Annotated in this window: 10 protein-coding genes; 8 read left to right on the top strand and 2 right to left on the bottom strand. The window is 74.4% G+C overall.

Annotated elements, in window-relative coordinates; genetic code table 11:
- The first annotated feature begins 36 nt into the window (after positions 1–36).
- The 5 genes from ACN6LD_RS34015 to sucD all read left to right on the top strand — a co-directional run bounded on the left by ACN6LD_RS34015 (position 37) and on the right by sucD (position 8021).
- A complete protein-coding gene (locus ACN6LD_RS34015) occupies positions 37–2718 on the top strand; it encodes a DUF5682 family protein (RefSeq protein ID WP_445045190.1) in 2682 nt (893 codons plus the stop codon).
- Positions 2715–3920: a vWA domain-containing protein gene (locus tag ACN6LD_RS34020; RefSeq protein ID WP_445045173.1), complete on the top strand. Its 1206-nt coding sequence runs from the start codon at positions 2715–2717 to the stop codon at positions 3918–3920. Before ACN6LD_RS34015 ends, ACN6LD_RS34020 begins: the two co-directional genes overlap by 4 nt.
- 1180 nt (positions 3921–5100) lie before the next feature.
- Positions 5101–5301 (top strand): hypothetical protein, encoded by a 201-nt coding sequence (locus ACN6LD_RS34025; RefSeq protein ID WP_445045174.1) that lies wholly within the window; start codon positions 5101–5103, stop codon positions 5299–5301.
- Positions 5302–5933: 632 nt separating this feature from the next.
- The gene (gene sucC / locus ACN6LD_RS34030) at positions 5934–7112 is read left to right on the top strand and encodes an ADP-forming succinate--CoA ligase subunit beta (protein WP_445045175.1); all 1179 of its coding nucleotides are present in this window, start codon (positions 5934–5936) and stop codon (positions 7110–7112) included.
- Positions 7113–7133: 21 nt separating this feature from the next.
- Positions 7134–8021 (top strand): succinate--CoA ligase subunit alpha, encoded by an 888-nt coding sequence (gene sucD, locus ACN6LD_RS34035; protein WP_057584599.1) that lies wholly within the window; start codon positions 7134–7136, stop codon positions 8019–8021.
- A gap of 256 nt (positions 8022–8277) precedes the next feature.
- Here sucD and ACN6LD_RS34040 read toward each other — a convergent pair whose 3' ends face one another.
- A complete protein-coding gene (locus tag ACN6LD_RS34040) occupies positions 8278–9639 on the bottom strand; it encodes an RNA polymerase sigma factor (RefSeq protein WP_445045176.1) in 1362 nt (453 codons plus the stop codon).
- Between ACN6LD_RS34040 and ACN6LD_RS34045 the strand changes: the two genes are divergently transcribed.
- Positions 9583–11562, top strand: coding sequence for a cell division protein PerM (locus ACN6LD_RS34045; RefSeq protein WP_445045191.1), 1980 nt, complete (start codon positions 9583–9585; stop codon positions 11560–11562). The two genes, ACN6LD_RS34040 and ACN6LD_RS34045, sit on opposite strands and share 57 nt — an antisense overlap.
- 163 nt (positions 11563–11725) lie before the next feature.
- Here ACN6LD_RS34045 and ACN6LD_RS34050 read toward each other — a convergent pair whose 3' ends face one another.
- A complete protein-coding gene (locus ACN6LD_RS34050; protein ID WP_445045177.1) occupies positions 11726–12520 on the bottom strand; it encodes a hypothetical protein in 795 nt (264 codons plus the stop codon).
- A 282-nt stretch (positions 12521–12802) separates the two neighbouring features.
- Here ACN6LD_RS34050 and purN point away from each other — a divergent pair, with 282 nt between their 5' ends.
- Both purN and purH read left to right on the top strand, forming a co-directional pair.
- On the top strand, positions 12803–13432 hold the full coding sequence (purN, locus tag ACN6LD_RS34055; RefSeq protein ID WP_445045178.1) for a phosphoribosylglycinamide formyltransferase: 630 nt from the start codon (positions 12803–12805) through the stop codon (positions 13430–13432).
- The gene (gene purH / locus ACN6LD_RS34060) at positions 13429–15012 is read left to right on the top strand and encodes a bifunctional phosphoribosylaminoimidazolecarboxamide formyltransferase/IMP cyclohydrolase (RefSeq protein ID WP_319191614.1); all 1584 of its coding nucleotides are present in this window, start codon (positions 13429–13431) and stop codon (positions 15010–15012) included. Before purN ends, purH begins: the two co-directional genes overlap by 4 nt.
- Positions 15013–15132: the final 120 nt, after the last annotated feature.

The raw sequence follows: 15132 nt of genomic DNA on the forward strand, positions 1-15132 counted from the left end.
GTCGACGGGGTCGACGGCCGGGACGCGGAACGGCCGTTGCTGCTCGGGGTGCGTCACCACGGGCCGGGATCGGCGCGGGCGGTACGGGCGGCTCTGGAGGCCGCCCGGCCCCTGGCCGTCCTGATCGAGGGGCCGTCCGACGCCGACGCGCTGATCCCGCTCGCCGCCGACGAGGACATGCGGCCGCCGGTCGCCCTGCTCGCGCACGCCGTCGACGAACCCGGCCGGTCGTCCTTCTGGCCGATGGCCGAGTTCTCGCCGGAGTGGGTCGCGCTCCGCTGGGCCTTGGACCAAGGGGTTTCCGTCCGCTTCATCGACCTCCCGGCCGCCCACTCGCTGGCCTGGGAGGACACGGCGGAGACGAAGGACGCGGAAAGAGAAGAGGAAAGAGAAGAGGAAAGGGAGGGCGACGAGGAACAGGGGGCCGGGGGAACGGGGGACGAGAGAGGAGAGAGCGAGGAGGGGGTACTGGCGAGCCGCGCGCTCCTGCGGGGTGATCCACTCGCCGTGCTGGCCGAGGTCGCGGGGTACGACGACGCCGAGCGCTGGTGGGAGGACGTCGTCGAGCACCGGACCGCGGGGGCGGGGGACCCGTTCGCGCCGTTCGCCGCGATAGAGGAGGCCATGGGAGCGCTGCGGGAGGCCGACGACACCGGGCCGGGCCGTAGCGGAACCGACCGGGACCTCGTGCGCGAGGCTTGCATGCGCGGCCACATCCGCGCGGCGCAGCGGGAGTTCGGGCCGGCGGGGGTGGCCGTGGTGTGCGGGGCGTGGCATGTGTCCGCGCTGCGTCGCAAGGTCTCCGTCGCCGCGGACCGGGCGCTCCTCAAGGGGCTGCCCAAGGTCAGGGCCGACCTGACGTGGGTGCCGTGGACGCATCGCCGACTGGCGCGGGCGGGCGGGTACGGCGCGGGAATCGACGCGCCGGGCTGGTACGCCCACCTGTTCGGCGCGCCGGACCGGCCCGTCGAACGCTGGCTCACGAAGGCGGCGGTCCTGCTGCGCGAGGAGGACCACATCGTGTCCCCGGCGCATGTCATCGAGGCGGTCCGGCTGGCCGAGGCGCTCGCCGCGTTGCGCGGCCGGCCGCTGCCCGGCCTGGGTGAGATCACCGACGCCGTGCAGGCGGTGCTGTGCGAAGGCTCGGACGTCCCGCTGGCGCTGGTGCGCGACCGGCTGGTGATCGGGGACGTGCTCGGCGAGGTGCCGGCCGACGCACCCGCGGTGCCGCTGCAGCGCGACCTCGACCGGCTGCAGCGCCGGCTGCGGCTCAGACCGGAGGCGGCGGAGCGGGAGTTGGCGCTCGACCTGCGCAAGGAGAACGACGCAGAGCGCAGCAGACTGCTGCACCGGCTGCGCCTGCTGCACGTCGAATGGGGCGAGCCGGCCGCCTCACGCGGCAGCACGGGGACGTTCCGGGAGACCTGGCGGCTGCGGTGGGAGCCGGAGCTGTCGGTACGGGTCGCCGAGGCCGGCGTGTGGGGGACGACCGTGCCGGCCGCCGCCACCGCCAAGGCGGCGGCGGACGCCGTCGCCGCGCGCGGACTCGCCGAGGTGACGGCGCTGGCCGAGCGCTGCCTCCTGGCCGGGCTGTCGGACGCGTTGCCGACCGTCATGCGGGTTCTCGCCGACCGGGCGGCCCTCGACAGTGACGTCGGGCATCTCGCGGAGGCACTGCCCGCCCTGGTCCGCGCCCTGCGGTACGGCGACGTGCGCGGCACCGACACCGGCGCGCTCACGGAGGTCGCCGCGGGCCTCGCCGAGCGGATCTTCGTCGGTCTGCCGCCTGCCTGCGTATCGCTGGACGCGGACGCTGCGGACGCGATGCGGCGTCATGTCGACGCGGTGCAGGGCGCGGTGGCGATGCTCCACGACGTCCGCGCGGCGGACGACGAGGACGCCTCGGGTCAGGGCGCCTCCGGTCAGGGCGCCTCGGGCCAGGGCGCCTCCGGTCAGGGCGCCTCCGGCCAGGGCGCCTCCGGCCAGGGCGCCTCCGGCCAGGACGTCTCCGGTCAGGGCGCCTCCGGTCGGGACGTCCCAGGCCGGGGTGCCCTCGGTGCCGATGCGGCTGCCGACGCGGGTGCCGGTCGGCGCGTCCGCTGGCGTGCCGTGCTGCGGGTGCTGGCCGGGCGGGACAGCGTGCCCGGCGTCATCCGCGGGCGTGCCGCACGCCTGCTGCTGGACGAGGGGGAGCTGGATGCGGAGGCGGCGGCGCGGCTCATGGGGCTCGCCCTCTCGCCGGGGACGCCACCGGGCGACGCGGCCGCCTGGATCGAGGGCTTCGTCGGCGGCGGCTCCGGGGGCGGGCTGCTCCTCGTGCACGACGAACGGCTGCTCGCCCTGGTCGACGGGTGGCTGACGACGGTACCGGCGGAGGCGTTCACGGACGTGCTGCCGCTGCTGCGGCGGACGTTCTCGGCGTACGAGCCGGGGGTGCGCCGAACGCTCGGCGACCTGGTGCGGCGCGGTCCCGGGGAGCGGGCGGGCGGGCCGGGCGCCGAGGCAGCGACGCGCGGGTTCGCGGCTGCCCTGGACGCCGGGCGTGCGGACGCCGTCCTGCCGGTGGTGCGTCTTCTGCTCGGGCACGACCCGGACGGGACGGACGAGACGAGCGAGGAGGCGGAGGGGGCGGAGAAGACGGAGGAGGCGGGCGGAGCCGGTGCGGCCGGCGCCGCACGGGAGCCAGGGGACGCCGAGTACTCAGGGGTGGGCGCATGACGACGAGTGGTCCGAGGACGGATGCCACGGCGGCGAGGGGCACAGCGGCGGCTGCGGACGCCGGGCAGGAGCGGTTGAGGCGCTGGCGGCTGGCGCTCGGGGGCGACGCGGCCGACGGCACCGGACACGGCCTGTCCGGCCGGGACGCCGCGATGGACGGCGCGCTCGCCGCGCTCTACGGGGCACCGGAGGTACCGCGCACGGGGCGGGAGCGCTCGGGAGGGCTGGGAGCCTCGGCGCCGTCCGTGGCCCGCTGGCTCGGGGACATCAGGACGTACTTCCCCTCCTCCGTGGTGCAGGTCATGCAACGCGACGCCATCGACCGGCTCGGGCTGTCCGCCCTCCTTCTGGAGCCGGAGATGCTGGAGGCGGTCGAGGCCGACGTGCATCTCGTCGGCACGCTGCTCTCCCTCCACCGGGCGATGCCGGAGACGACGAAGGAGACGGCGCGGGCCGTCGTCCGCAAGGTCGTCGAGGACCTCGAGAAGCGGTTCGCCGGCCGCACCCGGACCGCCCTCGCCGGCGCACTCGACCGGGGCGCGCGGCGCAACCGCCCGCACCACCGCGACATCGACTGGAACCGCACGATCGCCGCCAATCTCAAGCACTACCAGCCCGAGTACCGGACGGTCGTCCCGGAGCGGCTCGTCGGGTACGGGCGGGCCTCGCAGTCCCTGCGCAAGCAGGTGATCCTCTGCATCGACCAGTCGGGTTCGATGGCCTCGTCGGTGGTGTACGCGTCGGTGTTCGGGGCGGTGCTGGCGTCGATGCGGTCGATCGACACCCGGCTCGTCGTCTTCGACACGGCGGTCGCCGACCTCACCGACCGGCTCGACGACCCCGTGGACGTCATGTTCGGCACCCGACTCGGCGGCGGCACCGACATCAACCGGGCGCTGGCCTACTGCCAGTCGCAGATCACCCGGCCCGCCGAGACCGTGGTGGTGCTCGTCAGCGACCTGTACGAGGGAGGCATACGCCACGAGATGCTCAAACGGGTCGCGGCGATGAAGGCGTCGGGCGTGCAGTTCGTCGCGCTGCTCGCCCTGTCCGACGAGGGGGCGCCGGCATACGACCGGGAGCACGCGGCAGCGCTCGCTGCACTGGGAGCGCCGGCGTTCGCCTGCACACCCGACCTGTTTCCCGAGGTCATGGCGGCGGCCCTGGAGAAACGGGCGCTGCCGACACCGGACGTGGGGTGAGCGCAGGGGCGGCAACGGCAAGATTACCCATCGGTAACAGGGGGTTGCGCGACGGCGGGACCCGCGTGCAAGGATCGGGACACGTTGCCGCCGCTCACGGGAGGAACGTCCCCTCTTGGCCTCGCCCACCACCCCGTCTGCCGCCGTTCCGCGCGTCCTGCGCTCGAGGCCGGGGCGGCGTGTGCTGCACCTCGCGCTGCTGGCGGGCGGGTTGCTGGCACTCGGGTTCCTCGGCGGGGAGCAGGCGCAAGCAGCGGACGGCGCGCCGTCGACGCGGGCGACCGCGGACCCACGGATCACGAGCCCGCGCACGACTGCCGAGACCGTGCGGTCCGCCGCCGGCGAGGTGGGCGAGTACGGCGAGGTCATGAGAGTGGTGGGCGCGAGGTCGGGCGGGCGTCCGGTGCGGGCGTCGCGGGCCTTCTCGTCGCCGCCCGGTTCGCCCGTCGTGCCGAATCTCCCCGCACGTCCCCGCGTCCGCGACCTCCCCGCGTCCCGCACCGTCTTGGCCGTCCCGACCCACCAGGCCCACCAGGCCCGCCCGGCTCTCCAGACGCCCCCGGTCCGCCCGGTCCCCTCGGTCCGCCCGGTCCGCCCGGTCCGCCCGGTCCCCTCGGTCCCCCCGGTCCGCCCGGTCCGCCCGGCCCTCCCGGTCCCCTCGGTCCCCTCGGTCCCCTCGGTCCCCTCGGTCCGCCCGGCCCTCCCCGCCCGCGTGGTGCTCCCGGCCTTCCCGAAGCCCCCCGCGTATCTCGTGGGCCCCGCGCACCCCGCGCACCCCGCGTATCTCGTGAGGCCCGCGCACCCCGCGTATCCCGTGCGCGCTGCGCACCCTGTTCGCGCCGCGGGGGTTGTGCTGTTCGGGCTCGGGGGTCTGCCGGTACTCGATGACCTTCCGCGGCTCGCCGACCCCGGGGCGGATCTTCCGTCGGACGGGCCGGGCCGTCGCCTCCGGGGACAGACGCCCTCCCACGGCTCGACGGTGACCGTGAACGCGACGGCGGAGGCCGGGGCCGGGGTGCCGGCAGGCGCAGGGGCCGTGACGGCGGAGGCACATGGACCAGGTTCCGCATCCGCCGGCCTCCACGTTCCCGTTCCGCGTCCTGCCGCCGGCCCCGGCCCCGGCCCCGGCCCTGCTCCCGGCCCCGGCCCCGTGGTCGCGCCGGCGCGGTACGGGCCTCCCGTGGGCGCTCCGGGTGCTCCCGGTGGCGTGCTCAGCGGTGCGACGGTGCTCGACGGCGGTGCGCCGCGCGACGCCGACCTGCACGCCGTCCTGCCGGCGCAGGATCTGCTGCCGCTGTGCCGGGCGTCCGGCCCCGCCGCGCGGTGCGACGCCGCCGGGACGCGGGAAGGTCGCCGGGACGTGCGGGTCTTCCCCGGCTGAGCGCCGGCGGCGCACCGGCGGCCTGTCACGGTCCCGAGCCGTCCTGCCCCCCGCCGCGCCCTGCCCCCCGCCGCGTCCTGCCCCGCGCGGGAGGCGGCGGGGCCCGGGTCGGACGGATCGCCCCGGCGGGCGGCGGCCCCGCCCCCGGGGACTCGCTCCGCGGCCGGGCCGCCGCATCTCCGAGCTCTCCGCAGCTCGCCATCCATGACTTCGTGAGGCGACGGACCACGGACGGCCGAAAGCCATCGGTCGGTTCGTCCGGGACCTCACGGATGGGGGCGGGTGGTTCCCATTGGGGTGGGGACCACCCGTCCTGAGCCCCTGAGCCCCTGAGGGGCTGTTCAGGGGGCCTCACCGGGCCGACCCCAACCCGGTGAGGCCCTTCCCCTCGACCTCACAGGCGGCACGGGGTGCCAGTGATCCCGGCATCATGTGACAGGTATCACCGCTCAGGTGTGACCCTCGATTTAGGGGCCTCCTGCAAGCAGCGATAACCTGCGAGACGGACATGCCGCGCGCTCGGACACCGTGTGCGCCTCCCTTGTGACAGACACCGGTCGGACGTCACGTTGCCCTCGCGGCACGCCCACGCAGACAACGAACCGCGAGATCACTGATAGGGACGGAAGCGCGTGGACCTGTTCGAGTACCAGGCGAGGGACCTCTTCGCCAAGCACGATGTACCGGTGCTGGCCGGTGAAGTCATCGACACGCCTGAGGCGGCCCGCGCAGCCACCGAGCGTCTCGGTGGCAAGTCCGTCGTCAAGGCCCAGGTGAAGGTCGGCGGCCGCGGCAAGGCCGGCGGCGTGAAGCTCGCCGCCTCCGCCGACGAGGCCGTGGAGCACGCGACCAACATCCTCGGCATGGACATCAAGGGCCACACGGTCCACAAGGTGATGATCGCCGAGACGGCCCCGGAGATCCTGGAGGAGTACTACGTCTCCTTCCTCCTGGACCGTGCGAACCGCACCTTCCTCTCCATCGCGTCCGTCGAGGGCGGCATGGAGATCGAGGAGGTGGCGGAGACCCGCCCCGAGGCCGTCGCCAAGACGCCGATCGACGCCAACGAGGGTGTGACCCCCGAGAAGGCCCGCGAGATCGTCGAGGCCGCGAACTTCCCGGCCGAGGTCGCCGACAAGGTCGCGAACGTCCTGGTCACCCTGTGGAAGACCTTCGTCGAGGAGGACGCCCTTCTCGTCGAGGTGAACCCGCTGGCCAAGGTCGCCTCCGGTGACGTCATCGCCCTCGACGGCAAGGTCTCGCTGGACGAGAACGCCGAGTTCCGCCAGCCGGGGCACGAGGCCCTCCAGGACAAGGACTCGGCGAACCCGCTCGAGGCCGCGGCCAAGGAGAAGAACCTCAACTACGTCAAGCTCGACGGCGAGGTCGGCATCATCGGCAACGGCGCGGGTCTCGTCATGAGCACCCTGGACGTCGTCGCGTACGCCGGTGAGAAGCACGGCGGCGTCAAGCCCGCCAACTTCCTCGACATCGGCGGCGGCGCGTCCGCGGCCGTCATGGCGAACGGCCTGGAGATCATCCTGGGCGACCCGGACGTGAAGTCCGTGTTCGTCAACGTCTTCGGTGGCATCACCGCCTGCGACGAGGTCGCCAACGGCATCGTCCAGGCGCTGCAGCTGCTCGCGGACAGGGGCGAGGAAGTCACCAAGCCGCTCGTGGTCCGCCTCGACGGCAACAACGCCGAGCTGGGTCGCAAGATCCTCTCCGACGCCAACCACCCGCTGGTCCAGCGCGTGGACACCATGGACGGCGCGGCCGACAAGGCCGCCGAGCTCGCGGCTGCGAAGTAAGGGAAGAGGGACAGAACAGCCATGGCTATCTTCCTGAACAAGGACAGCAAGGTCATCGTCCAGGGCATGACCGGTGCCACGGGCATGAAGCACACCAAGCTCATGCTGGCGGACGGCACCAACATCGTCGGTGGCGTGAACCCCCGCAAGGCGGGCACCTCCGTCGACTTCGACGGCACCGAGATCCCGGTCTTCGGCACGGTCGCCGAGGCGATGGAGAAGACGGGCGCCAACGTGTCCGTCCTCTTCGTGCCGCCGGCCTTCGCGAAGGCCGCCGTGGTCGAGGCGATCGACGCCGAGATCCCCCTCGCGGTCGTCATCACCGAGGGCATCGCCGTCCACGACTCGGCCGCGTTCTACGCCTACGCCGGGTCCAAGGGCGACAAGACCCGGATCATCGGCCCGAACTGCCCCGGTCTCATCACCCCGGGCCAGTCGAACGCCGGCATCATCCCGGGCGACATCACGAAGCCGGGCCGCATCGGCCTGGTCTCGAAGTCCGGCACGCTGACGTACCAGATGATGTACGAGCTGCGCGACATCGGCTTCTCGTCGGCCGTCGGCATCGGTGGCGACCCGATCATCGGCACCACGCACATCGACGCGCTCGCCGCGTTCGAGGCCGACCCCGACACCGATCTGATCGTCATGATCGGTGAGATCGGCGGCGACGCCGAGGAGCGGGCCGCGGCCTTCATCAAGGACAACGTGAAGAAGCCGGTCGTCGGCTACGTCGCGGGCTTCACCGCGCCCGAGGGCAAGACCATGGGCCACGCCGGCGCCATCGTCTCCGGCTCCTCCGGCACGGCCGCCGCGAAGAAGGAGGCCCTCGAGGCCGCCGGCGTCAAGGTCGGCAAGACGCCGACCGAGACGGCGAAGCTCGCGCGCGAGATCCTCTCGGCCGGCTGATTCGTCCGACCGCGTCACCCGGCTGACGCGTCCGGCCGAGCCTTCGGCCGGGACGCGGCGGCTGAACATCGGCGGCGGGCCCGTTCCTCCAGGGGAGCGGGCCCGCCGCCTTTCTGCCGCCGCGCTGCCCTGCGCCGCGCTGCCCTGCCGTCCCCGCCCCTGCCTCCGTCCCCGCCCCTGCCTCCGTCCTCGCCCTGCCTCCGCAAACCCGCCCTCGCCCCCGCACCCGCCCCCGCAGGGGCCCCCGCACCGTGTGTCACTCAGGGCGGGGGAGCAGTCTGTCCGGGCCCTTCTGCGTCTCGGAGCGCAGCTTCGCGCGCAGCTTCAACTGTGCGTCCGACAACGTGCCCGGCGCGGCCCGCGGCGGGACGCCCTGCACGGTCTCGCCGGGGGGCACCGGGGGTTCGTAGCGGGTCGGGGCGGTTCGCGCGGTGAGCGCGGTCGCGCCGATGATCGCGACCGTGAACGCGATCGCCGCCCTGGTCCAGAAGCGGGCCCGCCGCTCACCGCCCAGCCGCACGGCGGGCGGCCCGGGCGCGCGCAGCCGTTCGGCGGACGCGACCTCCGCCAGCCGCCGGTGCAGCACGTCCGGGCTCGCCAGTTCCGGCAGCCGCGCGGCGACCGCCTCGCGCGCGTGCAGCAGCCGGTACGCCGCCGCCGGGGTGCTCGCCTCGGTCTCGGCGGCCGTCTCCGGCAGATCGAGCCCGACGCCGTCGTAGAGCAGGAGGGTGCGGCGGTACGTCGCCGGCAGCGTCAGCAGGACGTCCAGCAGCGCGCGGTCGGGCGCCTCGGCCGGGGGCGGCTCCGGGTGCCGGTAGCGCGGGCGGAACCGGTGCCACGGGGAGAGCGCGTACTCGTACGCCGCGGCGCGCACCCAGCCGGCCGGGTCGGGGTCCACGGCCACCTCGGGCCAGCGCTGCCACGCCAGTTGAAACGCCTGTTCGACCGACTCGCGGGCGAGTTCGCGACGCCCGGACAGCAAGTAGGTCTGGCGGACGAGGGCGGGGGCGCAGAACGCGTAGAGCGCGTCGAAGGCCTGAGCGGGCGTCAAGGGGCCGGCCGGCGAACCCGGCCCGGAAGCGGGTTCCGGGCCCGCGGGTTCCGGGCTCGTCGTCGGATGTGCCGTCGTCGGGGACGCCGTCGTAGAGCCTGCCGTCGTCGGGCCTGGCTTCGTCTCGCGTGCCTTCTTCAGGCGCACCGTCACCTGACGTCGAGGCGTCGCCTCCTGGGTGTTCGTCACCTTTTCCGCCTTGTCCAGCGATGCCGGCAGTTTCGCGTACGCCTCCCGTGCGCGGCTGCGGGGCGCTGTGTCATGGGGTGCCCCTTCGCCCGGAAAAGTACATAAAACGTATATTGGGCGACACATCCGAAGTTCGCCCGTTACGACGGAAAAGCGCGTGTCGTTGGGAGCATGGCCGTCGTGATCCCGATGACCGCTCGCCGGCTTACGTTGTCGTCCCTGCTGCCCCGGATGCGCGACCGATCGCCCGGCCTGGCCGCCGGCCTCGCGGGCGGTGTGCTCGCGGCCGGGCTGGGGCTCGGAGCCTTCGCCGCGCTCGTGATGGTGCTGTGGATCAGCTCCCCGTACCCCGACAGCGGGCCCAGCGGCGCGCTGCATGTCGCCGCCGCGCTGTGGCTGCTGGCCCACGGCGCGGAACTGGTGCGCGTCGACACGCTGTCCGGGTCGGCGGCGCCGGTCGGCGTCACTCCGCTGCTGCTGCTCGCGCTGCCGGTATGGCTGGTGCGGAGGGCGGCCCGGGACGCGGTGGACGCGCGCGACGCCGACGGCGGCGCGGGGGGCGGCGCGGAGGGCGGGGAGCCCGTGAGCGCCCTTGCCGTGTGGGCCGGCGTCGTGGTCGGGTATCTCGCCGTCGGCTCGGGCGCCGCCCTCTACGCCGCCGCGGGCGGCGCGTTGCGGACCTCGTGGGCATGGACGGCGGTGTGCGTCCCGGCGGTGGCTGTGCTGGCCGCCGGGGCGGGGGTGTGGTCGGCCTGCGGTCACCCGCGCGGGCCCGTGGACGGCGTGCTGCTCGCGCTGCCGAGCGGGCTGCGGCGGCCGCTTCTCGGGACGACGGAGCACGCCCCTCCGGCGGCCGCGGCACGGGCGGCGGCAGCGGCGCGGGCGGCGGTCGCGGGTGCGGTGGTGCTCGTCGGGGGCGGGGCCCTGCTGGTGGCGTCGTCGTCGGTGTGGCACGCCGGGGCGGCCCACGAGGCGTTCTTGCAGTTGACGGAGGGCTGGTCCGGGCGCTTCGCGGTACTCCTGCTGTGCGTGGCGCTGGTGCCGAACGCGGCGGTGTGGGGGGCTGCGTACGCCCTCGGGCCGGGGTACCTCCTCGGTGCGGGGCACGTGGTGGCGCCGCTGTCCTCCGCCCCCGCGCCGCTGCTGCCGCCCTTTCCGCTGCTGGCGGCGGTTCCCGAGGCCGGGGCCGGTACGCCGTGGAACTGGGCGGCGAGCGTGGTGCCACTGGTGGCGGGCGTCACGGTGGGCGTGTTCGCGGCCCGCGCGGCGACGGCCGGTGCGGCGAGGGGGCTCACGACGGCCGGCGGCAGCGCGACGGGCCGCAGGGCGACGGGCCGCGCGGCGTCCGACGGAACCGCCGGGGCCGCTGGACCAGGTGGGTCCGGAAGGCCCGCAGGGCCCGCAGGGACGGCTCGGGCCGGCGTGACGGCCGTGTCTGCCGGGGAGGCCGGGGAGGCCGGCGAAGTCTGGTCGCGGGGGAGGACCGTCGGAGTCGTCGCGCAGGCGGGCGTGGGGTGCGGGGTGCTGATGGGAGCACTGGCGGGGCTGGCGGGCGGGCCGCTGGGGGCCTCCGTGCTGGCGCGGTTCGGGCCGGTGTGGTGGCAGGTCGGGGGTGCGGTGCTGCTGTGGGTGGTGGGAGTGGGGACGCCGGTGTGCGTGGCGGTACGGGGGTGGCGCTGCCGGAGGCGGGGCGCGGCGGCCGGGTGGGCCCGCGGGCTCCGGAAGGAGAAGGCGGGGAAGGCGGGGAGGGCGGCGAAGGCGGGGGCCCGGCGCGGGGTGGCGGCGCCGGCGGGGACGGCGGCGGAGGAGTCGTACGACTTCCTCGTCCCCCGGGATGCCGCCCCCGGCGCGTCGCCGCACCTGTTCGAGGAGGCCGTCGACCCCTTCGCGCCGATCGAGCCGGCGTCCTATGTCGCGCCCCCGGACCCGTTCGCGCCGATCGAGCCGAGGTCCTATGTCGCGCCCCCGGACCCCTTCGCGCCGATCGAGCCGGCGTCCTACGTCGCGCCTCCGGACCCCTTCGCCCCCCTCGAACCTATGTCGTTCCTCGAGCCGGGCGCGGCCCCCACGCCACCCGGGCGCACCACGCCGTCCTGGCCCCCCGTGCCGCCCCGGCCCCCCGTGCCGCCCGGGCCCCTCGCGCCGATCGAGCGCCGCACGACGGATGAGCCGCTCGCCGACGTCGGACCGGTGGAGCCCGTCGGCCCGGCGTGGCACGGCGACTCGGCCAGGGAGGCCCGGTGGGCTGCGTTGCGCGAGGCGGGCGAGGAGCGGGACGAAGGGACGGATCCGCATCCGTGACCGCCCCAGCGACGCCCTCCGGCGGGCTCCCACGCGGCGGACGCCTCCGGTCTCAGGAATGCGTCCTGTGCCTCCGGTCTCAGGACTGCGTCCTCACGAGCCCTGTCCCGAATGCCCTGTCAGAGAAGCCGTGTCTGAGGAGCGCTGTCTCAGGAGCGCTGTCTCAGGAGTCGGTCCCCAGGATCTTCTGCAGTTCCTTCGGCAGAAGGTCGTTGCAGGACTGCTTCGCCTCGTTGGTGAGGGCGTCGTTGGTGCAGGTGTAGTAGTCCTGGTAGACGAGGTGCGCGGTGAAGCTCGCGGCGACCAGGGCCAGCGCCAGGGAGGCGGTGACCACGCCGCTCACCGCGGCAGTCTTCTGCGGGCGGGAGCCGCTCTCGGGGCGGGAGCCGCTCTCGGGGCGGGAGCCGCTCTCCGGGCTGTCGGGGGACGGGTCGCGGGGCTTGGCCCGCAGGGCGCTGATGCCCCAGTTGAGGGCGAGCGCGCCGAGCAGCAGGGCCACGTACGGCCAGCCGAAAAGGACGAAGAAGAAGGCCCACATACCGCTGAGCAGCGCGTAGCGCGCGCGGCGCTGGGCGGGGTCGGTGGGGTCCCAGCGCTTGCCGCCGTTCTCGGATCCCGGCCCGCCGTTCCCGTTCCCGTTCCCGTTGTCGGGCCCGCGGCCCGGGCGGTCACCGAAGCCGCCGGGGGAGCGGCCGGGCTGCCGGTCGCTCCACTGGCTGCCCCACGGGGACTGCCCGTCCTCGGGGGCGCCGCCTGCCGGACGCCGGGGCTGCCACGGGCGGTCGGGGGCGTTCTCCGGCGGCGGGGCGAACGGGTTGTCGTCGTCGGGGGGTGTGCCGTCGCCCGACGGGGCGTCCGGAGGGGAGGCTGGGCGCTCCCGCAGCAGCACGGCGCCGCGCTCCCCTCCCTGCGGTGACTGCGGGGGGAGCGTGAGGAGTCGCAGACTGCGGTCCGGCATCAAATGAGCGTCTTCCCCTAGGAGATACGGCTGACTGGTGTGAGCTGTCGTAGGGGGAACGCACCGCACGACGACCGCGTTCCCGCTCCCCACTCCTCGCAGACGCTACCTTCCGGCCACGCCCCCGTCCCTCGGGGGCTGCCCGGTGTGCCGGTATCGTTGCTGACGGTCGGCTCCTTCGTAGGCTTCCCCGTATCCGGGGGCGCGATGCATTCGTACGAAAGCACAAGCCCGCGCAGGTCGCCGCCTTCCGTACGTGCTTCCCCGAGAAAGGGCACCGCCGTGGCCGCCAAGCCCGTGGCCAAGCGCCTCGTCGTGCTTGTCTCCGGATCCGGTACGAACCTGCAGGCGCTCCTCGACGCCATCGCCGCCGCCGGCGTCGACGCGTACGGCGCCGAGGTGGTGGCCGTCGGGGCCGATCGCGGGGCCGTGGAGGGCCTCGCCCGCGCCGAGCGGGCCGGGATTCCCACGTTCGTCTGCCGCGTCAAGGACTTCGCGGGCCGCGAGGAGTGGGACGCGGCGCTCGCCGAGGCGGTGGCCGCCCACCAGCCCGACCTCGTGGTCTCCGCCGGGTTCATGAAGATCGTCGGCAAGGAGTTCCTGGCGCGGTTCGGGGGGCGGTTCGTGAACACCCATCCCGCCCTGCTGCCCAGTTTCCCCGGGGCCCACGGGGTGCGGGACGCGCTCGCGTACGGCGCCCGGGTCACCGGCTGCACCGTCCACTTCGTCGACGACGGCGTCGACACCGGCCCGATCATCGCCCAGGGCGTGGTCGAGGTCCGGGACGAGGACGACGAGAGCGCTCTGCACGAGCGCATCAAGGAAGTCGAGCGAAGGCTGCTCGTCGAGGTCGTGGGGCGGCTCGCCCGCAACGGCTATCGCATTGAGGGACGAAAGGTAGTTATCCAGTGACCGCCGACAGCACTGTCACGGCAGAGAGCGGCAAGCGGGGCATCCGTCGCGCGCTCGTCAGCGTCTACGACAAGACCGGTCTCGAAGAGCTCGCGCGCGGGCTGCACGAAAGCGGTGTCGAGCTCGTCTCCACCGGTTCCACCGCCTCCCGCATCGCCGCCGCCGGCGTGCCCGTCACCAAGGTCGAGGAGCTGACCGGCTTCCCCGAGTGCCTGGACGGCCGGGTGAAGACGCTGCACCCCAAGGTGCACGCGGGCATCCTCGCCGACCTGCGTCTCGAGGACCACCGGCGGCAGCTGGACGAGCTGGGCGTCGCGCCGTTCGACCTGGTCGTCGTCAACCTCTACCCGTTCCGCGAGACCGTCGCCTCGGGCGCCTCCGAGGACGAGTGCGTCGAGCAGATCGACATCGGCGGGCCGTCCATGGTGCGCGCCGCCGCCAAGAACCATCCGTCGGTCGCCGTCGTCACCAGCCCCGGCAGGTACGCCGACGTCCTCGCGGCCGTGCAGGGCGGCGGCTTCGACCTCGCCGCGCGCAAGCGGCTCGCCGCGGAGGCCTTCCAGCACACCGCCGCCTACGACGTGGCGGTCGCGAGCTGGTTCGCGTCCTCCTACGCGCCGGTCGACGAGTCGCGCTTCCCCGACTTCCTCGGCGCGACCTGGGAGCGCAGGAGCACCCTGCGCTACGGCGAGAACCCGCACCAGCCGGCCGCCCTGTACGTGGACGGCAGCGGCGCCGGTCTCGCCGAGGCCGAGCAGCTGCACGGCAAGGAGATGTCGTACAACAACTACACGGACACGGATGCCGCGCACCGGGCCGCGTACGACCACGCCGAGCCGGCCGTCGCGATCATCAAGCACGCCAACCCGTGCGGGATCGCCGTCGGCGCGGACGTCGCCGAGGCGCACCGCAGGGCGCACGCCTGTGACCCGCTGTCGGCGTTCGGCGGCGTCATCGCCGTGAACCGGCCGGTGAGCCGGGAGATGGCGGAGCAGGTCGCGGAGATCTTCACCGAGGTCATCGTGGCGCCGGACTACGAGGAGGGGGCGCTCGAGGCCCTCACCAAGAAGAAGAACATCCGGGTGCTCAGGGCGCCGCAGGGCCCCGTGGCCCCCGTCGAGCTCAAGCCCGTGGGCGGCGGCGCGCTGCTCCAGGTCGCCGACCGGCTCCAGGCCGAGGGCGACGATCCGGCGAACTGGACGCTGGCGACCGGTGAGGCGCTGTCCGGGCCGGAGCTCGCCGAGCTCGCGTTCGCCTGGCGGGCGTGCCGGGCGGTGAAGTCCAACGCGATCCTGCTCGCCAAGGACGGCGCCTCGGTCGGCGTCGGCATGGGCCAGGTCAACCGGGTCGACTCGGCGAAGCTGGCAGTCGAGCGGGCCGGCGAGGAGCGGGCGCGCGGCTCCTACGCCGCCTCCGACGCGTTCTTCCCCTTCCCCGACGGGCTCGAGGTCCTGGTCGAGGCGGGCGTGAAGGCCGTGGTCCAGCCCGGCGGTTCGGTCCGTGACGAGCTCGTCGTCGAGGCCGCGAAGAAGGCGGGCGTGACGATGTACTTCACCGGGACGCGGCACTTCTTCCACTGAGGTCGCGGGCGCCAGGCCGTTCCGGGCGCGGCGTGACGCCGCCGCGCGCGGAACGCGTCACGGGTCACTGGCCACGGGGCAAGGGCCACGGGTGACGACAGGAGACGGGCGGTCCGGCAG

Source organism: Streptomyces sp. SAS_272, from assembly GCF_052543235.1.